19 protein-coding genes are annotated in these 20,330 nt (G+C 61.7%); 9 read left to right on the top strand and 10 right to left on the bottom strand.

Annotated elements, in window-relative coordinates; all coding sequences use genetic code 11:
- Window positions 1-351 carry a hypothetical protein gene (locus RBB32_RS14615; RefSeq protein WP_306153752.1) on the top strand — a complete coding sequence of 117 codons (351 nt, stop codon included), beginning with the start codon at window positions 1-3 and terminating at the stop codon, window positions 349-351.
- Window positions 352-394: 43 nt separating this feature from the next.
- Window positions 395-871 (top strand): copper chaperone PCu(A)C, encoded by a 477-nt coding sequence (locus RBB32_RS14620; protein WP_306153754.1) that lies wholly within the window; start codon window positions 395-397, stop codon window positions 869-871.
- 42 nt (window positions 872-913) lie between these two features.
- Here RBB32_RS14620 and RBB32_RS14625 read toward each other — a convergent pair whose 3' ends face one another.
- Complete coding sequence (locus RBB32_RS14625) at window positions 914-1,612, bottom strand: NAD-dependent deacylase (protein ID WP_306153756.1); 699 nt, start codon at window positions 1,610-1,612, stop codon at window positions 914-916.
- Window positions 1,613-1,655: 43 nt separating this feature from the next.
- On the opposite strand from RBB32_RS14625, the gene RBB32_RS14630 reads away from it, so the two are divergent.
- The 3 genes from RBB32_RS14630 to RBB32_RS14640 all read left to right on the top strand — a co-directional run bounded on the left by RBB32_RS14630 (window position 1,656) and on the right by RBB32_RS14640 (window position 4,231).
- Complete coding sequence (locus tag RBB32_RS14630; RefSeq protein WP_306153758.1) at window positions 1,656-2,093, top strand: low molecular weight protein-tyrosine-phosphatase; 438 nt, start codon at window positions 1,656-1,658, stop codon at window positions 2,091-2,093.
- A 135-nt stretch (window positions 2,094-2,228) separates the two neighbouring features.
- Window positions 2,229-3,536, top strand: a complete 1,308-nt coding sequence (hisD, locus tag RBB32_RS14635) for a histidinol dehydrogenase (protein WP_306153760.1) — start codon at window positions 2,229-2,231, stop codon at window positions 3,534-3,536.
- 11 nt (window positions 3,537-3,547) lie between these two features.
- A complete protein-coding gene (locus RBB32_RS14640; RefSeq protein WP_306153762.1) occupies window positions 3,548-4,231 on the top strand; it encodes an aspartate/glutamate racemase family protein in 684 nt (227 codons plus the stop codon).
- Between the two features lie 58 nt (window positions 4,232-4,289).
- Here RBB32_RS14640 and RBB32_RS14645 read toward each other — a convergent pair whose 3' ends face one another.
- Both RBB32_RS14645 and RBB32_RS14650 read right to left on the bottom strand, forming a co-directional pair.
- On the bottom strand, window positions 4,290-4,868 hold the full coding sequence (locus RBB32_RS14645; protein WP_306153764.1) for a Hint domain-containing protein: 579 nt from the start codon (window positions 4,866-4,868) through the stop codon (window positions 4,290-4,292).
- Between the two features lie 279 nt (window positions 4,869-5,147).
- Complete coding sequence (locus RBB32_RS14650) at window positions 5,148-5,792, bottom strand: sulfotransferase family 2 domain-containing protein (RefSeq protein WP_306153766.1); 645 nt, start codon at window positions 5,790-5,792, stop codon at window positions 5,148-5,150.
- 144 nt (window positions 5,793-5,936) lie between these two features.
- Here RBB32_RS14650 and RBB32_RS14655 point away from each other — a divergent pair, with 144 nt between their 5' ends.
- The gene (locus RBB32_RS14655; protein ID WP_306153768.1) at window positions 5,937-7,565 is read left to right on the top strand and encodes an AMP-binding protein; all 1,629 of its coding nucleotides are present in this window, start codon (window positions 5,937-5,939) and stop codon (window positions 7,563-7,565) included.
- 299 nt (window positions 7,566-7,864) lie between these two features.
- Entirely contained in the window at window positions 7,865-8,890 is a 1,026-nt protein-coding gene (locus tag RBB32_RS14660) for a hypothetical protein (RefSeq protein WP_306153770.1), read from the top strand.
- 51 nt (window positions 8,891-8,941) lie between these two features.
- Here RBB32_RS14660 and RBB32_RS14665 read toward each other — a convergent pair whose 3' ends face one another.
- From RBB32_RS14665 to RBB32_RS14685, 5 genes are all read right to left on the bottom strand, one after another.
- Window positions 8,942-10,429, bottom strand: a complete 1,488-nt coding sequence (locus RBB32_RS14665) for an SPOR domain-containing protein (RefSeq protein ID WP_306153772.1) — start codon at window positions 10,427-10,429, stop codon at window positions 8,942-8,944.
- Between the two features lie 65 nt (window positions 10,430-10,494).
- Window positions 10,495-11,127, bottom strand: a complete 633-nt coding sequence (gene upp / locus RBB32_RS14670; RefSeq protein WP_306153775.1) for a uracil phosphoribosyltransferase — start codon at window positions 11,125-11,127, stop codon at window positions 10,495-10,497.
- Between the two features lie 12 nt (window positions 11,128-11,139).
- Window positions 11,140-12,348, bottom strand: a complete 1,209-nt coding sequence (locus tag RBB32_RS14675; RefSeq protein WP_306153777.1) for a phosphopentomutase — start codon at window positions 12,346-12,348, stop codon at window positions 11,140-11,142.
- A 3-nt stretch (window positions 12,349-12,351) separates the two neighbouring features.
- On the bottom strand, window positions 12,352-13,656 hold the full coding sequence (locus RBB32_RS14680; RefSeq protein WP_306153779.1) for a thymidine phosphorylase: 1,305 nt from the start codon (window positions 13,654-13,656) through the stop codon (window positions 12,352-12,354).
- A gap of 4 nt (window positions 13,657-13,660) precedes the next feature.
- On the bottom strand, window positions 13,661-14,053 hold the full coding sequence (locus RBB32_RS14685; protein ID WP_306153781.1) for a cytidine deaminase: 393 nt from the start codon (window positions 14,051-14,053) through the stop codon (window positions 13,661-13,663).
- Window positions 14,054-14,188: 135 nt separating this feature from the next.
- On the opposite strand from RBB32_RS14685, the gene RBB32_RS14690 reads away from it, so the two are divergent.
- Entirely contained in the window at window positions 14,189-16,468 is a 2,280-nt protein-coding gene (locus tag RBB32_RS14690; RefSeq protein WP_306153783.1) for an NADP-dependent malic enzyme, read from the top strand.
- A 242-nt stretch (window positions 16,469-16,710) separates the two neighbouring features.
- Window positions 16,711-18,600 (top strand): propionate-CoA ligase PrpE, encoded by a 1,890-nt coding sequence (gene prpE / locus RBB32_RS14695; RefSeq protein WP_306153785.1) that lies wholly within the window; start codon window positions 16,711-16,713, stop codon window positions 18,598-18,600.
- Between the two features lie 39 nt (window positions 18,601-18,639).
- Here prpE and RBB32_RS14700 read toward each other — a convergent pair whose 3' ends face one another.
- Complete coding sequence (locus RBB32_RS14700; protein ID WP_306153787.1) at window positions 18,640-19,347, bottom strand: type 1 glutamine amidotransferase domain-containing protein; 708 nt, start codon at window positions 19,345-19,347, stop codon at window positions 18,640-18,642.
- A 143-nt stretch (window positions 19,348-19,490) separates the two neighbouring features.
- Window positions 19,491-20,252, bottom strand: coding sequence for an NAD kinase (locus RBB32_RS14705; RefSeq protein ID WP_306153791.1), 762 nt, complete (start codon window positions 20,250-20,252; stop codon window positions 19,491-19,493).
- Between the last annotated feature and the right edge of the window lie 78 nt (window positions 20,253-20,330).

A 20,330-nucleotide genomic window follows, 5' to 3' on the forward strand; every position in this document is an offset into this window, starting at 1 on the left:
ATGACGCGCAGCTTGCGACCATACCTGGCCCTTTGCCTCGCCCTGCTTCTGACCCTCACAAGTCAGACCATGGCCATCGCCCGCGGCGCCCCGCCCCCCGTCGGCCAAGCGATCCTTTGCACCGGCACCGGCCCGGTCACGGTGCTTGTCGATGCCGAAGGACAGCCCACGGGCCAAGTACATATTTGCCCCGATTGCGCCTTGCATGTTCTTGACGGCATGACCCCACCGCCCGCGGCCATTGTCACCTCGCCGCAGGAACCCTCTGCCCAGGTACTTGATTTTAAATCGGAAATCCTGCCATCCTTGCCAGCAGCCTTTGCCGCGCGCGCGCCTCCCGAAGTGGTCTGATCCCCTAGGCCTTGAGACAATGTTCAAATTTCAGGAGAGACCGATGTCCTTCAAATCCACCGCTTTCGCGACCCTCACGACCCTTGCAACCACCCTGCCGGCCTTGGCCGCCGATATCACTGTCGATGATGCCTACGCCCGCTCGGCGGCCGTGTCCGCCAAGACCGGCGCGGCGTTCATGATGATTCACAATCACGGAAACACCGACGACCGCCTGATCGGCGTCGCCTCCCCGGCCGCCGATCTGGTGCAGCTTCACACCCACAAAGAAGGCGCCAACGGCGTGATGAAAATGATGCATGTGGAAGAAGGTTTTGCCCTGCCCGCCGATGGCATGATCAAAATGCAACGCGGCGGCCAACACGTCATGTTCATGGGCATCACCCAGCCCTTCGAACAAGGCGCTATGATTCCCCTTACCCTGACTTTCGAAACGGCGGGCGAGATGGAAATCGAAGTGCCCGTCGATCTGGAACGCCAACCGATGCATGGCCACGATCACGGGCAAATGTCCAATTGATTTCAAGCATTTGCCGGGCCGCCACTGGCCCGGCATCGCCTGTCATTTCTGCCGGGAAAGCTCCTCTTCCACCCAAAGCGGCACCACTTCGGATGCGGACCCGTGCCGCGCCTCGGCAAAATCCCGAGAGTTGACGGAAGGCTCAAGGTTCAATTCCACCGTATGCGCCCCGGCCCGCCCGGCATGTTGCCCGAAAGCCGCCGCCGGATAGACCTGACCCGAGGTGCCGATCGCGGCGAAAACATCCGCTTCCTCAAGGTGTTGCCAGATCTCCTCCATGTCGTAGGGCATCTCGCCGAACCAGACGATATCGGGCCGCGTCGCTGTCGCCTGACAGGCCGGACACCGATCATCCGGGGCCATAGCCAAAGGCGCGTCCCAACGATGCTCACAGGCGGCGCAAAACGCAGCGTTCAGCGCCCCGTGCATATGCATAACCCCTGTTGCCCCCGCCGCTTCGTGCAATCCATCCACGTTCTGCGTGACAATCACCACCTCGCCCTTGGCCTCGCGCTGCAACCGCGCAAGCGCGTCATGGGCAGGGTTTGGTTTGGCCTCCAAGGCCTGTGCCCGGCGGGCGTTGTAAAAATCATGCACAAGCTGCGGATTGCGCGCGAACCCTTCAGGCGTGGCCACATCCTCGATCCGGTGCTGTGCCCATAGCCCACCCTCATCGCGAAAGGTTCCCAACCCGCTTTCGGCAGAAATTCCGGCGCCGGTCAAAATGACGATCTTTTCCATGACCCCTCCTTAGCTTATGCCTTTGTGCCCAAAGGAGACTGCGATGACCACCAAAATTCTGTTCGTTTGCCTTGGCAATATCTGCCGGTCCCCCGCTGCCGAAGGGGTGTTTCGGACACTGGCGCCAGAGCTTGAAACCGACAGCGCAGGCACGGGAAGCTGGCATATCGGAGAACCGCCCTATGGCCCTATGCAGGCGGCGGCGCGGGCGCGCGGGCATGACATCTCGAACCTGCGCGCACGACAATTCAAAGCGCAGGATTTCATGGCTTTCGATCTGATCATCGGAATGGACGACGCCAACATCGCAGAGATCGAACGCCTGCGTCCGTCGGGGGATACAACGCCTGTCAAACGCTTCACGGATTATGCCCCCGGCTGCGGGGTGGATCATGTACCTGACCCTTATTACACAAGGGATTTTAACGGGGTGCTGGACCTCATCGAGGACGCTGCCAAGGGGCTGCGCGCCAGTTTGTAAGGGCTGACCGCTTGCTTTCGGCTTTTCCGAACCTGAGTTTCGACGCCTGAAAAAACAGGCGGTACCTTCAAAGCTATCCCTTGCCCCGCGTACTGAAGCGGCCCCATTCATGGTGCAGCCAAGGAGAGATGCGCCATGCCGATCACACCGCTCAAAACCGCCCCCGGAGAAGCCCCGCAAACCGCCGCCGATATCATCGACACGGTGCAAGTCATGCTGACAAGGCTGCGTCAGGGCGGCGGGCAAGTGGCGCTTGAATACGCCCGGACACTGGACAATTGGCAAGGCGAGATCACGGTCTCCAGCGATGCGATTGCCAAGGCCGTGGCCAAGGTGCCGCAAGACCTCAAGGACGATATCCAATGGGCGCATGACAACATCAGCCGCTTTGCCGCCGCACAACGCGCCACGGCGCAGGATATGGAGGTTGAACTACGCCCCGGGCTAATCGCCGGGCAAAAGCAAATCCCGCTGTCTGCGGCGGGCTGCTATGTGCCCGGCGGGCGATACACGCATATCGCCTCGGCGCTGATGTCGATCGCCACGGCGCGCGAGGCTGGCGTGGCCGATATCACCGCCTGTTCGCCGCCCAACGGGGCCAAGGGCATCCCCGCCCCAATGCTCTATGCCATGCATCTTGCCGGGGCGAGCCGGATCCTGTGCATCGGTGGGGTGCAGGGCGTGGCGGCCATGGCCTTTGGCCTGTTCGGCGCGCCGCCTGCGGATATTCTGGTTGGTCCCGGCAATGCCTATGTCGCGGAAGCGAAGCGACAATTGTTCGGCCCCATCGGGATCGACATGTTTGCAGGCCCAACCGATAGCTTGGTTCTGGCCGATGACACGGCCGATCCCCTGACCGTTGCCGTCGATCTGGTCAGCCAAGCCGAACACGGGGCCAATAGCCCTGTTTGGCTGGCCACAACACACCGCCCACTGGCCGAGGCGGTGATGGCCGAGGTGCCGCGCCTGATTGCTGATTTGCCCGACCCGAACCGAAGCGCCGCCGAGGTGGCGTGGCGCGATATGGCCGAGGTGGTCTTGTGCGACACGGCGGAAGACATGGCGCAATATGCCGATCGGAAAGCCCCCGAACACCTGCATGTGCAGGCCCGCGATCTGGATTTCTGGCGCGAGCGCTTGCGCGCCTATGGCTCATTGTTCCTAGGCGAGAACACCACCGTCAGCTTCGGAGACAAGGCCGCGGGGCCAAACCACGTGCTGCCCACCTCGGGGGCCGCACGATATACGGGCGGGCTTTCGGTGCATAAGTTCCTGAAAACAGTAACCTGGCAGCAGGTGGATGAACGCGCCTTGCCCGATCTGGCCCGTGTCAGTGCCCGCATCAGCCGCGAAGAACGTATGGAGGGCCACGCCCGCAGCGCCGATATTCGGCTTGATCGTCTGGCCGATACCGGCAAACTGTCCGCCAATCAGGGCAGGTAAGGACCACGATCATGAAAACAGTCGGCATTCTTGGCGGGATGGGGCCAGAAGCCACGATCCTGTTGATGCAAAAGGTATTCGATGCGGTGCCGGATGCCCGGGACGACGCGGATCATATCCCATTGATCGTGCATCAAAATCCACAGGTACCCAGCCGGATCAAGGCGCTGATCGAAGGCACCGGCGAAGACCCGGGGGCGGTGCTTGGAAATATGGCGCAAGACCTTGAAAAGGCAGGCGCGTCCGCCTTGGCCATGCCCTGCAACACGGCCCATCATTATGCACCTGCGGTCGAAGCGGCAAGCACGCTGCCGTTTCTGAACATGCTGGAACTGACAGCCGACCACCTGGCCCAGGCCGGGGCGAAATCCGTGGGCATGCTGGCCTCACCGGCGACACGATTGACCGGGGTTTTCAAGGCCCCCTTTGCCGCACGGGGTATGCACCCGGTCACCTTGCCGGACGATGACGCACTTTTGGAGGTGATACGCGCGGTGAAAGCGGGCAAGCCCGCCCATGAGACAGGCCCCGAATTGCGCATGATCGCACAGGCCCTGTTGGACCAAGGCGCCGATCACTTGCTGGTCGCTTGTACCGAACTATCATTGCTTACCAACAGCCTGCCGACCGGGGCTGCCTGGAGCGACAGCCTGGATTGTCTTGTGTCGGGGATTGTGCGCTTTGCGCGCTCCTGACGAAAAAGGCGCGCCGGAAGTTATCCCGACGCGCCCGCTGCTTTGCGGATGATTTGTCTCAGGCCGCGACCGCCGCACCGATGTCCTGCGGCGTGGCCGGACCAGAACAGGTGTCTTCACTCTCGATCTGATCGACAAGGCGCAGCGCCTCATGCACCGGCAAGATCGAATAAAGCGAGTCATCGCCGTCCAAGGCGCGTGCGATCAGGTCCCGCGACGAGGGGCACAAGAACAATGCGCCATCTTCCCCGAAAATCACTTGCTCATCCGCGAAATACAGCATGATCACTTCGGCGTCGCCGACCGGCGGCGTGCGTTCGATCCCACGGATACCTTCAAGCACACGGGCGCGCACGAGGGCGAAGGGGTCGCCATATGCCTCTTCGGCGATATCGCTTTCCAGCATAACGGCCTGTCCGGGCAGGATACGCATAATGGTGCGGTTTCCCAAAACCTTGGCGGGCACTTCAAGCGGCCAGAAACGGCGCGGGCACGCGCCCTCACCGCGCCACAGACGAACACGGGTTACCTTGGTCACTTCCCGCATCCCGTGATCAAAAGTCAAAACCATGTCACCCGCACCAAGCCTTTCAATCTTGCGCCACCCCATGGCCGTTGCCACGCGCGTTCCTGTCATAAGTCCCGTCATGACCCCCGTACTGGCACCCTCAAGTGCCCCAGTGACGTCTGGTTTACGTTTGGTTTCTGTAGATTGTGCAGACATCCAACCAAGCATTGTCCAATCCCCTCAATCTCGACCAGCGGCAGCCGACCGTTCGCGTTGATGAAATCATGAAGCGTGATTCTCATGCCGCTCCTTGGTCGGGAAAAAGACAAAAACGAGGCACTGTTCGCACCACGTCATCAATGATCGGATAAAACTTGGATTGATCGCCGCTTTCGCGCTAATCCGACATCAGTAAGAATAGCCAAATCTGGCGATGTCTTGATCAAACAGAGTTTTCACCAAGGCGGAATCGCGGTCGGAATAATATTTCCGGTAGTCCCGATCCCGGGCTGACTGATTGTTAACAGGCAATTCAAGCTGGAATCCAAGGTGGTCGCAAAGCGACTGACAATCGGTTTCCAGATATTCAAGCCGAATAAATGCATCGCATCTTTCGGCTCCCCGAGCATCGGTAACATAGTGACCATAGGGTGTGGCTGTCATCGAGGCTTGTGTCATGGGTGCATTCAGGAAGGTTGAAAAATCGACCTTTCTGGCCAAGGTCACCGCGGGATGCTCAAATCCTTGATCCCGCAGCCAGTGGTAATAGCTGACCATCCGGTCCCAAGGGTTCCGCACAAGGGTGAACACAAAGGCTCTTTCGATCTGCTCTGCTGTTACCAGCCCGTCAATATCTGCCAAGGTGGAGTGTTTCCAAAGCCGCCCAGCGGCTTTCGCCCCTTTGAGACGATTGCGCCGGCGTTTGGCCTTGGGCGTGTCGCCGATAAGGATGTCATCCTTCATCGCGCGCCCCTCAAGCGCAAGCGCCATGGAAGTGCCCCCGGTCTTGGGGATGTGCACGAAGATGTAATTGCGCCCGGGCGAAATGATCATCCGTGCACGCTACGGTGAGGGCCGTTGCGGCACAAGCCACGACAGCAAGGCCCTTCAATTGTCTGACATTTGGCAATTGAATACGCAGCCAATCTTAATAAGCTCGTATTGTCATGATCGCAGGGGAATCAGGGAGGGTTGACCATGGGTTGGATGCGGGATGAAACCGGGCTGGAAAAAAACGCTGCAAACTATGTGCCGCTGACGCCGCTTTCACATTTGAAACGTGCCGCCACGCTTTATCCCACGCGCGAAGCGGTGGTCTATAAAAAAACCCGTCGGACCTATTCGGAATATCATGAACGCTGCACGCGGCTGGCCTCGGGGCTGGCCGGGCTGGGCGTGACACCCGGCGATGTCGTTGCAACCCTCTTGCCCAACCTGCCGGCCCATGCCGAGGCGCATTTTGGCGTGCCTGCCTGTGGTGCGGTATTGAACACCATCAATACGCGGCTTGAGGCCGACACCATCGCCTATATCCTCGATCATGGCGAGGCCAAGGTGGTTCTGGCCGACCCGCAGTTTCTTCCGGTCCTGGCCGAGGCGCTCGAACAAATGGAGGGCCCTGCCCCCACCGTGATCGAAGTGGCCGATGAAGAGGCCGGCGTACACGCCCATGGGCATTATACCGAATACGAGGACTTGCTGGCTTCGGGCGACCCGGACTTCGCTTGGCTCATGCCCGAGGACGAATGGGAAAGCCTTGCGTTGAATTATACCTCAGGCACCACTGGGCGGCCCAAGGGCGTGGTCTATCACCATCGCGGGGCGTACCTCATGACCATGGGAACGGCGGTGACATGGCCCATGCCGCGTTATGCCAAGTACCTGACAATCGTACCGCTTTTCCACTGTAACAACTGGAACCACACATGGATGATGCCCATGCTGGGCGGTACCGTTGTGTGCTGTCGGGATGTCTCGGCGAAGGCGATTTACGACGCGATTGCCGACGAGGGGGTCACCCATTTCGGGGCGGCACCGATTGTCTTGAACACCATCGTCAATGCCAAGGACAACGAGCGGCGGCCTTTCGATCATGTGGTCGAAGTCTTTACGGCCGGGGCCCCGCCCCCCGCCGCGACCCTGCGCGCGATTGAGCCTTTGGGCTTTCACGTCACCCAAGTTTACGGCCTGACCGAGACCTATGGACACGTGACGGAATGCATCTGGCAGCAGGAGTGGGACGACCTGAAGGACGAGGAACGCTATGCCATAAAGGCGCGCACCGGGGTCACCATGCCCATGGCCGAAAACATCACCGCGATGGACCCCGAGACCATGGAACAAACGCCCATGGACAGCGCCACGCAGGGCGAGATCATGATCCGCGGCAACACGGTTATGAAAGGATACCTGAAGAACCCAAAGGCGACTTCTGAAAGCTTTTCAGGGGGTTACTTCCATTCCGGGGATATCGCCCTTCAACATCCAGACGGCTATTTGCAGATCGCCGACCGAGCCAAGGATATTATCATTTCGGGTGGCGAGAACATCAGCTCTGTCGAGGTGGAGGGCGTGTTGATGATGCACCCTGCGGTGCTGCTCTGTGCGGTTGTGGCCAAGCCGGATGAGAAATGGGGCGAAGTTCCTTGTGCTTTTGTCGAGATGAAGGACGGGGCCGAGGCGAATGAGGCAGAACTTATTGATTTTGCACGAGAAAAGCTGGCCGGATTCAAGGCACCCAAGGCGGTTTTCTTCCGGGAACTGCCGAAAACTTCGACCGGGAAAATCCAGAAATTTGAACTGCGCAAGGTCGCGCGGGAGATGTAGCCTGTCGCGCATCGGGCAAGCCTTTGATTTAGCTGCAAAATTCCAGCCCCTAAAACATCGGCTTGCCCCGTAGCCCCATGATAAAGAGGGCACGCCGAGTCGAGCCTACGACCTGTACAAAACGTACAGAACGTACGTGACTTTTGTACGTTTCGGTCTGCGCCGGGGTCACGCCGTGCGGCCGCCTTTGGAAAGTACCGCAGCGATGACCACCGGGGCCGGCCAATCCATAGGAGATAGACGCCTTGTGTCGGACCATGCTATTGTCTTGTGAAAGAGGCAGAGCAGGCCCAATCAACATGACCGCACTTAGCGAATATCACCGGCTGGAGGCCTCGGGCCTTTGGCGGGCCACGCCCGAGGATCAGCGCAGCGAGGTGATCGTTTCGATCGGCGACGCGACGCTGGTGATTTCGGACATGCAGGACCGTGCGCTTGCGCATTGGTCCCTGGCGGCGGTGGAACGGGCCAACCCCGGCGAGACCCCGGCGATCTATCACCCCGATGGCGACCCGGGCGAGACCTTGGAATTGCCCGTGGACGAGGTCCAGATGGTCGAGGCCATCGAGAAGCTGCGGACAGCGATCGAACGGCAGCGCCCCCATCCCGGACGCTTGAGGTTGGTGATGTTTCTGGCGTCAATGGCGGCGGTTGCCGGTCTGGCCCTGTTCTGGTTGCCCGATGCAGCGCGAACCCATGCGGTATCGGTCGTGCCCGACGTCAAACGCCACGAGATCGGCGAGGCCCTTTTCAAGCGCATACAGAATGTCACCGGCCCGGCCTGCCGCGAGGCGGGCGGGCGCGAGGCCTTGACCCGTCTGGCGCGACGCCTGCCCGCCCCGAGTGGCGCGGGACGGTTGGCAGTGATGCGCGGGGGCGTGAAGGATGCCGTGGCCCTGCCCGGCGATACGATCCTGATCAACCGCAGCTTGGTCGAGGATTTCGAGGATCCCGATGTCGTGGCCGGGTATATCGTGGCCGAACGCCTGCGGGCCGAGGTGTATGACCCTTTGGACAGCCTGTTGAAACACGGCGGCCTGTGGTCGAGCATTCGGTTGCTGACCACGGGGGAACTGGATGATGAAACCCTGACCGCCTATGCCAAGCAGCTTCTGACAGGCGAACGGCCCGCGCTTGAAGATACCGTTTTTCTGAAAGGCTTTGAAACCTGGCGGGTTCGGTCCACACCCTATGCCTATGCCCGGGATATTTCAGGTGAAACCACCTTGGCCCTGATCGAGGCAGACCCCTATGCCGGGGGCGCTCCCGAACCCGTGTTGAGCGATGCCAATTGGCTGCGCCTGCAGGGGATTTGCGGCGGATAAACAAAAAAGCGCCCGCATGGGGCGCTTTTCCGCTGTGTCGGATCATGCTTATCAATGGCTGGGACGGGCCTGTCCGAAGCCTTTGCCGCGAACCTTGTGCAGGGCGCGGTCCAACTGTGGTTGGGTGCGGAAGGGTCCGACCTTGACCATCGTGAAGCTGTCGCTGCCGCGTGTAACACGGCCCATGCGCGTGGGAAGGCCCGCATTGGCCAGACCTTGCGCCGCGCGCTGTGCGTGGCCTGCATCGCGGAAGGCGCCGACCTGAATGTAAGGGCTGGCGGCTTTGCGCACCATTTTCTTTTGCTGTGCGGCTTGGTCCGTGCCGGACGCCTCGGGCGTGACAGAGCGGGTCGAGACCGTGGCCTTGCGCCGGTCGGTTTGACGGGTGGAAACCGCTGCGCGGCGCGTGTTGGTCTGGCCGACCCGCTGCGGTGGCATCACGACACGCCCTTGGGTGGCCACAGTGACACCCGCGGCGCGCTGTGCCTCGAAGCTGGTGTAGGGATATTGCAGGCCGGGGTACATATAGCTGATGTCGCGGCCCGTGTTGCGATCAACCAGGTAACGCGGCACGGTGTTGGACCACGCCACTTCCATCCGGGCCATGCCTTCGAATGTTTGGTGCGCGCGCTTGGTGTTCAGGCGATCATCTTCCCAGACGGGTTTATAGCCATCGGGCACCGAGATTCCGACCGTGCTTTGCTTTTGCTTCCCGTAGACATGCTTGGGGGCGACGCGGGTTTGATTGCCGATAGCCGCTGTGCGCGCCTGCGGCGCGGCCCGACGGATCACCGGTTGCGGCGCGGGTTGCGCAGTTTGATCGGTTGCCACCTGCGAAGCGCGCGGGGCGCGCATGGCATTTGCCCGCGCCGTGCGGCTTTGCACGACCGAGACATGCGGTGCGGCCTGCGGGCCGCACCGGACGCTGGTCCCCGGTGCGGTGCGGTAGTATTGCCGCGAGACGGCGCTTGCCCCTGCGCAGGCCGGTTGCCCCTTGGGGGCGGGAACGGTTTTGGCCGTACGGCTGCGTTTCGGTTGTGCCGTGGGCTTGGGCGCCTGATCCTTGCGCTTGACCACTTTGACGGTTTTGGCCTTTGGGGCCATGGCTGCCGGGGTGGTGATCTGAACGGGCTTTGCAGCAGGCGCGGGGCGCTTGACCACTTTGGCCTTGGCCGTGCGCTTCGGTGCCGGTTTCGCCTTTGGCTTGGGCTGCGAGGCTGGCTTAATACGGATTTGTTCGGGCTTTGCCTTGGGTTGCGCGGCGGTGGTTCGCGCCGGTGCAGAGCTACCCGCGAAGGAGGGTTTGAACCCGCAAACCGGTTCGCGGCTGCGCGAGACGCGCGGCACCCAGTTGACGTTGCCGTCGATCCCGGCGCGGACGTAGACGCAACCCCGGCTGTCGACATATTGGCGCGCCTTGTAGGAGGCGGGCGGGAATTCGGCCGGAACCTGCACATCGGCCATATCCTGTGCCTGCAAGACCCCGATACCCATGGACGCGGCGATGACAACACTCGCCAGAAGACGTTTCACTTGCATTTTGTCCCCCAAGACAGATTGAGGAATCTTGCCTTATTTGTTCCGCTTAGTAAACAGCGGATAGCTTATTTTGTGCCAAACATCCGGTCGCCCGCATCCCCTAGCCCCGGCACGATATAGCCCTTTTCATTCAGGTGATCGTCGAGGGCGGCGACCACGATGGGCACATCGGGGTGTTTTTCGCCCATATGCGCCACGCCTTCGGGGGCTGCGACAAGGCACATCAGGCGGATATTCCGGGCGCCTTTGCGTTTGAGAAGGTCGATGGCGGCAGCCGAGGAATGGCCGGTGGCAAGCATCGGGTCAACAACGATGACCGTGCGCTTATCCAGATGCTGGGGCACCTTGAAGTAATATTGCATGGGTTGCAGCGTTTCTTCATCGCGTTCCAGCCCGACAAAGCCCACCCGGGCGGAGGGGATGAGATCGAGCATCCCGTCAAGAAAGCCGTTGCCCGCGCGCAGGATCGAGATCAGCGCCGGATCATGCCCCGCCAGGCCGATCCCTTGCATCTTGCAGAGCGGCGTTTCGATGTCGCGCATGGTAACGGGCAGGTCGCGGGTGACTTCGAAGGCCATTAACTGACTGATTTCGCGCAGGAGTTGGCGGAAGGTGGCGGTTGGTGTCGCTATCTCGCGCATGATGGTCAGCTTATGCTGCACAAGGGGGTGATCGACGATGGTCAGGTGATCGGGCATTGGGCCTCCGGGTTACGGGGTTCGGGTTTGGTGGGGCGGCAGGCGGTTTTGGCCCGGCCCTTGGGCGGATACGCCAAGGTGGGTGGCGACGCTGGCGGCGATGTCGGCAAAGGCGATCCTGCCCATCTCCCCCGCGCCCAGACCGGCGATGAGAACAGGCACGCGTTCGCGGGTGTGATCCGTGCCGGCCCAAGTGGGATCGTTGCCGTGATCGGCGGTCAGCAGAAGCATATCGCCCTCGCGCAGGCGCGGCAGAAGGGCGGCAATACGGCTGTCGAACCATTCAAGGGCCTGTGCGTAACCCGCAGGGTCGCGCGGGTGGCCATAGAGGCTGTCAAATTCGACGAAATTGGCGAAGGTGAGGCTGTGATCTTCGGCGTGGGCGACCGCATCGAAGAGATGCGACATGAGTTGCGCATCGGTGCCCTTGGCGACGTCATCAATGCCCTGCATGGAGAAAATATCGCCGATTTTGCCGATGGCATGGACCTTGCCCCCCGCCCCTTGCACCCAATCGCAAAGCGTGGGGTCGGGCGGCGGAATGGCAAAATCGCGTCGGTTGGGGGTACGGCGAAAGCCGGTGTTCGCGTCGCCCACGAAGGGCCGCGCGATGACGCGGCCCACCCGCATATCGTGCAGCATCGGGGCCACGGCGCGGCAGAGATCCAACAAGCGATCAAGCCCGAAGGCTTCTTCGTGGGTGGCGATCTGAAAGACGCTGTCGGCGGAGGTGTAGCAGATGGGCCAGCCGGTGCGCAGGTGTTCGGCCCCCATCTCGCGCATGATCCCGAGGCCTGCGGCATGGCAATTGCCAAGGATGCCGTCGGTGCCCGCCGCGGCCTTGACGGCCTGGACCAGCTGCGCCGGGAAGGCCGGGATTGTATCGGGGAAGGTATGCCATTGCCACGGCACGGGGACACCGGCCAATTCCCAATGCCCGGTGGGCGTATCCTTGCCCGGCGAAACCTCGGTCGCGCATCCCCACAGCCCGGTGGGTTTGGCATCAAGGCCCGGGACCGTGGCCCCGGAGGCAAGACGCAACGCCGCGCCAAGACCCAAGGCATCCAACGCCGGCAAATGCAGCCCGCCGGAGTGCGCCTTGGCGATATGGGCAACGGTATTGGCCCCGGTATCGGGGGTGTCGCCGTTAAAGAACCGTGCCGCGTCAGGTGCGCCGCCGATGCCGACGGAGTCCATAACCACGAGGAAGGCGCGCGGCATGGGTTAACCCAACCGGTCGTGGATGAGCGGCGGCACCTCGGGGGCGCTGTCGCTGATGGCGATGGCCTGCGAAAGCATTTCGGCGGCGCGGTCAGCCTGATCCATGCGGGCGGCGTGAAGGCGCAAAAGCGGCTGGCCCTTGGTAACCTTCGTGCCAAGCGGCACCACCTTGTCGATGCCGACGGCGGGGTCGACCGCATCGCTTTCCACCTGTCGCCCTGCGCCAAGTGCAATGGCGGCAAGGCCCATGGCCTCGCCCTGCATCGACGCGATATAACCCGCGCGAGGGGCCTGAACCTCCATGATAACGGTCGCTTCGGGCAAGAAGCGTTGCCATTGGTCGATGAAATGTACCGGCCCGCCCATGGCGGCTGTCATGCGCCCGAAGTGTTCGGCGGCGCGGCCGGTTTCAATCGCATCGGCAATTTGCGCGGCCCCTGCGGTTGGATCGGTGGCGAGATCGGCATTGGATAGCGCCACCCCACCAAGCGCGCAGGTCAGATCGTGAAGCCGCCCTTGCACCTGCCCGGTAAGAACGCGCATCGCCTCGGCCACTTCGAGGGCATTGCCCAAGGCGGGCGCCAGCGGTTGGTTCATATCCGTGATCAACGCGCTTGTTTTGCATCCGGCCGCATTGGCGGTCTCGACAAGGGCCGTGGCGAGGGCATGGGCGGCCTCGGGCGTTTTCATGAAGGCCCCCGAGCCAAGCTTGACGTCAAGCACTAGCCCCTCCAACCCCGCCGCCAGTTTCTTGGACAGGATCGAGGCCGTTATCAGGTCAAGGCTTTCGACCGTGGCGGTGACATCGCGGATCGCGTAAAGCCGCCGGTCGGCGGGGGCGATATCGGCACTGGCCGAAACGATGGCGCATCCCGCGTGATCAAGCACGCGGCGCAATTGGCCTTCGGAAACGGTCGTGCCGAGGCCGGGGATGGATTCGAGTTTGTCGAGCGTGCCGCCGGTATGGCCCAAGCCCCGGCCCGACACCATGGGAACAAGCGCACCGCAGGCCGCCAAGGCCGGGGCCAGAACAAGGCTGACGCAATCGCCAAGACCGCCGGTGGAATGCTTGTCGATCACCGGGCGGGTCTTGGGCCACGACAGAACCTGACCGCTGTCGCGCATGGCCAGCGTCAGGGCGGTGCGATCCTCGGAACCAAGGCCATTGAGCAAAACAGCCATGGCGAAGGCGGCGGCCTGTGCATCGCTGACCCCGTGATCGGCGAGGCCTTGGGCCATCCAGTTGAGCGCCTCGGGCCCGAGGGCGCGGCCATCTCGGGCCTTGGCGATGATTTGCCGGGCGTCCATCACCTTAGCCCTTGCCAAGGTTTTGCGAGGAAAAGGCCCCGGGAAGGAGCGCATCCAGCGTGGCGGTTTTCACCTCGCCTGTGAGGGTTCCCATGATGATTGGCACCTGCCCTGCCCCGAATTCCGCCAATCTTTGGCGACACCCGCCACAAGGACTGACCGGCCCGGGGCCGTCGGCGATGATCGCGACCTCGGTCAATTCGGTTTCGCCCGCCGCGACAAGCGCCGCCAAGGCCCCTGTTTCGGCGCAGGTGCCTTCGGGGTACGAGGCGTTTTCCACGTTACATCCGGTGTAGATCTTGCCCGATCCCGCGCGGATGGCCGCCCCCACCTTGAAGCCCGAATAGGGGGCATAGGCGTGGTCACGCACGGCGCGGGCGGCTTTCAAAAGCTCCATCAGGCGACTCCGATCCAACCTGTTTCGGATTTCAGATTGCGCCGCGCAGCGCGGCGATGCAAGCTGCCTTTGTGGGCCGGTTGCGTCCGCAGCAAATTAGTTTAATACTAAACTATTGCCTTCAGGGAGGATATCATGAGCGACAACCACAAGGAAAACCTGCGTCAGGCAGCACTTGCCTATCATGAGTATCCCAAACCCGGAAAACTGGAGATCCGCGCAACCAAGCCCCTGGCCAACGGGCGCGACCTGAGCCGCGCCTATAGCCCCGGGGTGGCCGAAGCCTGCCTTGAAATCAAGGAGAACGAGGCGAACGCCAGCCGCTACACGGCGCGCGGCAACCTTGTGGCGGTTGTCACCAACGGCAGCGCGGTACTTGGCCTTGGCAATATCGGCGCATTGGCCAGTAAGCCGGTGATGGAAGGCAAGGCGGTTCTTTTCAAGAAATTCGCCAATATCGACTGTTTCGATATCGAGGTGGATGAAAAAGACCCGGAGAAACTGGCCGATATTGTCTGTGCGCTTGGGCCGACTTTTGGCGCGATCAACCTTGAGGACATCAAGGCGCCCGATTGCTTCATCGTCGAAAAACTGTGCCGGGAGCGGATGAACATCCCCGTCTTCCACGACGACCAGCACGGCACAGCGATCGTCGTGGGGGCGGCGGCCACCAATGCCCTGCATGTGGCTGGCAAGCGGTTCGAGGATATCAAGATCGTCAGCACCGGCGGCGGGGCGGCGGGGATTGCCTGCCTCAACCTGCTGCTGAAGCTGGGGGTGAAGCGCGAGAATGTCTGGCTGTGCGATATTCACGGGCTGGTCTACAAAGGCCGCGAAGAGGATATGAACCCGCAAAAGGCGGCCTTTGCCCAAGACAGCGACCTGCGCACACTGGACGAGGTGATTGACGGCGCGGACATGTTCCTTGGGTTGTCGGGACCGAATGTCTTGAAGCCTGAACATGTGGCCAAGATGACGGAACGGCCCGTGATTTTCGCCCTTGCCAACCCGACGCCCGAGATCATGCCGGACGAGGCGCGCAGCGTGGCCCCCGAGGCGATCATCGCCACCGGACGCAGCGATTTCCCCAATCAGGTCAATAACGTGCTGTGTTTTCCCTTCATTTTCCGGGGGGCCCTGGACGTGGGGGCAACCGATATCAACGACGAGATGCAGATTGCCTGCGTCGAGGGGATTGCCGAACTGGCCCGCGCCACCACCAGCGCCGAGGCGGCCGCGGCCTATAAGGGCGAGCAGCTGACTTTCGGGGCGGATTACCTTATTCCCAAACCCTTTGATCCACGCCTGTCGGGGGTGGTATCCACCGCTGTTGCAAAGGCGGCCATGGAGACCGGGGTGGCCACCCGCCCTGTCGAGGATTTGCAGGCCTACAAGGAAGACCTTGACGCCAGCGTGTTCAAATCCGCCCTGTTGATGCGCCCGGTGTTTGACGCGGCGGCCACGGCCTCGCGCCGGATCGTGTTTGCCGAGGGCGAGGATGAGCGCGTGTTGCGCGCGGCCCAGGCGATCCTGGAAGAGACCACGGAAACGCCCATCCTGATCGGGCGGCCCTCGGTCATTGACCGGCGATGTGAGCGGATGGGTTTGGAAATACGGCCCGGCCGCGATTTCAACATCGTCAACCCCGAGGACGACCCCCGCTATCGCGATTATTGGGGCAGTTACCACGACATCATGAAGCGCCGGGGCGTGACGCCCGATCTGGCCAAGGCGATCATGCGCACGAATACCACGGCGATTGGCGCGGTGATGGTGCACCGTGAAGAGGCCGACAGCCTGATCTGCGGCACTTTTGGCGAGTATCGCTGGCACCTCAATTACGTCACGCAGGTTCTTGGCACGGCTGAGCATCGACCGCATGGGGCGCTGTCGATGATGATCCTTGAGGATGGACCGTTGTTCATCGCCGACACGCATGTGCATAGCCTGCCGACGCCCGAGCAATTGGCCGAATCTGCCATCGGGGCGGCGCGGCATGTGCGGCGCTTTGGCCTGACGCCCAATGTGTCGCTTTGTTCGCAATCGCAATTCGGAAACCAGGCCGAGGGGTCGGGCAAGCGTCTGCGCGCGGCGCTTGAGATACTGGACGCGGAGCCACGGGATTTTGCCTATGAAGGCGAGATGAACGTGGATGCGGCGCTTGATCCCGAATTGCGGGGGCGGTTGCTTCCCGATAACCGGATGGAGGGCACGGCAAATATCTTGATCTTTGCCCATGCGGATGCGGCAAGCGGCGTCCGCAATATCCTCAAGATGAAGGCCGGCGGGCTTGAGGTTGGGCCGATCCTGATGGGGATGGGCAACCGCGCCCACGTGGTCACCCCCGGTATCACCGCGCGGGGCCTGTTGAACATGGCGGCAATCGCCGGAACACCGGTGGCGCATTACGGCTGACGCGGCGCGAATCTGCATCCCTGTTCCGGCACAACTTTGCACGGCTTGGATTTGCAGATATGCAAAACCCCTGAAATTTGATGGCCCGGCATTTGAGTTTTAGGTGGTTTGCAAAAATTTGCAGGCGCGAAACGCCATTAACTGCAAAGGTTATGCGGTAATCTGCCACGCAGCCTGTCAAGCCGCTTGCCGCAACGTCCACTCCTTCGTAACACGATCTTAACGGATCGGAGGAGAATACCATGGCATACAATGACGTCTATGAAGGCTGGAAGCAGGATCCCGAAGGATTCTGGATGGAAGCGGCCAAGGCTATCGACTGGGACGAGGCGCCCAGCAAGGCGCTGTTCGACCTTGGTGACGACCTTTATGAATGGTTCAGCGACGGGATGGTGAACACCTGCTGGAACGCCGTTGACCGCCATGTGGAAAACGGGCGGGGCGCGCAGGCGGCGATCATTCACGACAGCCCGGTGACCGGCACCAAGCACAAGATCAGCTATGCGCAACTGCGCTCGCGCGTGGCACGTCTGGCCGGGGCGCTGCGCGCGAAGGGCGTCGAAAAGGGCGACCGTGTTATCATCTACATGCCGATGGTTCCCGAGGCGCTTGAGGCCATGCTGGCCTGTACGCGGATCGGGGCAGTCCATTCCGTGGTATTCGGCGGTTTCGCGGCGCATGAACTGGCCGTACGGATCGACGATTGCGCGCCCAAGTGCATCATCGCCGCCTCCTGCGGGATCGAACCGGGCCGCGTGGTCCATTACAAGCCGCTGCTTGACGGGGCGATCGAAGAAGCGAAGCACAAGCCGGAATTCTGCGTGATCTTCCAACGCGAGGAAGAGGTCGCACACCTGGAAGAAGGCCGGGATTATGACTGGCACGGGTTCCAGTATGGTGTCGAGCCTGCCGAATGTGTGCCGGTTGAGGGCAACCATCCCGCCTATATCCTTTACACCTCGGGGACGACGGGCGCGCCCAAGGGTGTCGTGCGTCACACCGCCGGTCACCTGGTGGCGCTGAACTGGACCATGAAGAACATCTATAACGTCGATCCGGGCGATGTGTTCTGGGCCGCGTCGGATGTAGGCTGGGTCGTTGGCCACAGCTATATCTGCTATGGGCCGCTGATCCACGGGAACACGACGATTGTCTTCGAGGGCAAGCCCGTTGGCACGCCCGATGCCGGGACCTTCTGGCGGGTGATTTCCGAGCATAACGTGCGCAGCTTTTTCACCGCGCCCACGGCGTTCCGCGCAATCAAGCGCGATGACCCCAAGGGCGAACTGATCAAGGATTACGACATCTCGAACCTCAAGGCACTGTACCTTGCAGGCGAGCGCGCCGACCCGGATACCATCGAATGGGCACAGGACATAATGGGTGTGCCGGTCTATGATCACTGGTGGCAGACCGAAACCGGCTGGACCATCGCGGGCAACCCTGCGGGGGTCGAGGCGCTGCCGGTCAAGATCGGGTCACCTACAGTGCCGATGCCAGGCTATGACGTGCAGATTCTGGACGAAGGCGGGCATGAAATGCCAGCGGGCGAGTTGGGCGCGATTGCCGTGAAACTCCCCCTGCCCCCGGGCACCCTGCCGACGCTTTGGAATGCCGAGGACCGGTTCCGTAAATCCTATCTCAAGGCCTTCCCGGGCTACTATGAAACCGGCGATGCGGGCATGAAGGACGAAGACGGATACCTTTGGATCATGGCGCGGACCGATGACGTGATCAACGTGGCCGGTCACCGCCTTTCGACCGGCGGCATGGAAGAGGTGCTGGCCGCGCATCCCGATGTGGCGGAATGCGCCGTGATCGGTGTCTCGGACCAACTTAAAGGGCAGGTGCCGGTTGGCTTTTTATGCCTGACCAAGGGTGTGAACCGCGACCATGCCGAGATCGTGCAGGAATGCGTGAAGATGGTGCGCGATCAGATCGGCCCGGTTGCGGCGTTCAAACTGGCCGTGGTGGTGGATCGCCTGCCCAAGACGCGCTCGGGCAAGATTTTGCGGGCGATCATGGTGAAAATCGCCGATGGGGCGGAGTACAAGATGCCCGCCACCATCGACGATCCGGCGATCCTTGATGAAATCAAGGATGCCCTGCAAACCATCGGCTTTGCCAAGTAAATGAAAGCGCGCGCCGGTTGCCCCGGCGCGCGTTTCGTTTCAGGCCGCTTGGCGGTTCGTATCGTTAAGCGCGGCCAGCGTCTGTTCCGCCACCTGCGCCGAGGAGTCGGGATTCTGGCCCGTGACGATGCGGGCATCACGGATGGCGAAACCGCTGAAATCTTCGGTACTGCGTTCAAAAATCGCCCCTTCCGCCTTCAATTCGTCTTCCAGAAGGAAGGGCACGACATCCGTCAGCCCGGCGGCTTTTTCCTCGGAGTTGGTAAAGCCGTTGACCTTGCGCCCTTTCAGAAGGGGCGTGCCGTCGCTTCGCTTGGTGCCCAGAAGGCCCGCAGGCCCGTGACAGACCGCACCGATGACGCCGCCCTGTTCGTGGATTTTCGACACGGTGGCGGCGATTTGCGGGGTCTGGTGGAAATCCCACATGGTGCCGTGCCCGCCGGGCAGGAAGACGCCGTCGTATTGGCTGGCGTCGATATCGGTCAGGCGCATGGTATTTTCCAGCGTTGTCATGGCTTTTTCGTCTTCCAGAAAGCGTTTCACGGCACGAGGCCGGGCCATGGTATCGTCGTCCGAGGCCGGGTCGGCGGGCGGGCGGCCGCCCTTGGGGCTGGCCATGTCAACGGTATAGCCCGCCTCTCGGAAGGCCCAGTAAGGGACGGCCATTTCCTCCCAATAGAATCCCGTGGGGGCGCCATCGTCGCCCATTTTATCGGTTGATGTGAGGATCATAAGAAGGCGTGCCATTGAAGACTCTCCTTTCTTTTGAGTGCGCCCCAGTGCCGGGGGCTGGCCCCTGGTCACGCGGATCGTGCAGGGCCATCGTTCTGCTTATGACGTAAGAAGGCCCCGGCAAGGCCGAAACCCCCAAGAGCAGATTTTTCGCAATGTCAGACGAATTGTTCGCGTAACAGGCGTTCTTCCAGCCCGTGGCCCGGATCGAACAACAGGCGGTGCTGGATGCTGGGTTCGGATTGGATTTCGACCCAAAGGACGTTTTCCACCCAGATGCTATCGGCATCGGCCATGACGGGGCGTCTTCCCGGGTTGATCACGTCGAACCGCACATGCGCCTTTTTCGGCAAAAGCGCCCCGCGCCAGCGGCGGGGGCGGAAGGCGGCCACGGCAGTGAGGGCCAGCACATCCGAGCCGATGGGCAGGATCGGTCCATGGGCGGAATAGTTATAGGCGGTCGAGCCGGCGGGCGTGGCGACAAGCGCGCCGTCGCAGACCAGTTCTTCAAGCCGCAGGTGGCCGTCGATCGTGATCTTCAGCTTGGCCGCTTGCGGGCCGGCACGCAAAAGCGAAACCTCGTTGATGGCCAGCGCATCGTGCATCATTCCGTCAACGGTTTGTGCCTTCATTTTCAAAGGGTTGATCACGGCCTCTTCGGCGGCGGCGAGGCGGTCCAGCAAGTCGGTTTCGCTGTATTCATTCATCAAGAAACCGACGGTGCCCCGGTTCATGCCATAGACCGGCGCGGGCAGGTGTTGTGTGCCGTGCAGGGTTTGCAGCATGAACCCATCCCCGCCCAAGGCGACGATCACGTCGGCCTCGTCCTCGGGGGTGTTGCCATACCGCGTGACAAGCGCGCCGCGCGCCGTTTGGGCCGAGGGGGCATCACTGGCAACGAAGGCGATTCTTGTTGTCATGGCGGGGCGGTTCCGTTTCCAAAGAGCGAATTGTGGGGCGGATCGAAACATAAATCCACCCGCTGTACCAGCAATGCC

The sequence above is a fragment of the Roseovarius sp. MMSF_3281 genome (assembly GCF_030733685.1).
GTDB lineage: Bacteria > Pseudomonadota > Alphaproteobacteria > Rhodobacterales > Rhodobacteraceae > Roseovarius.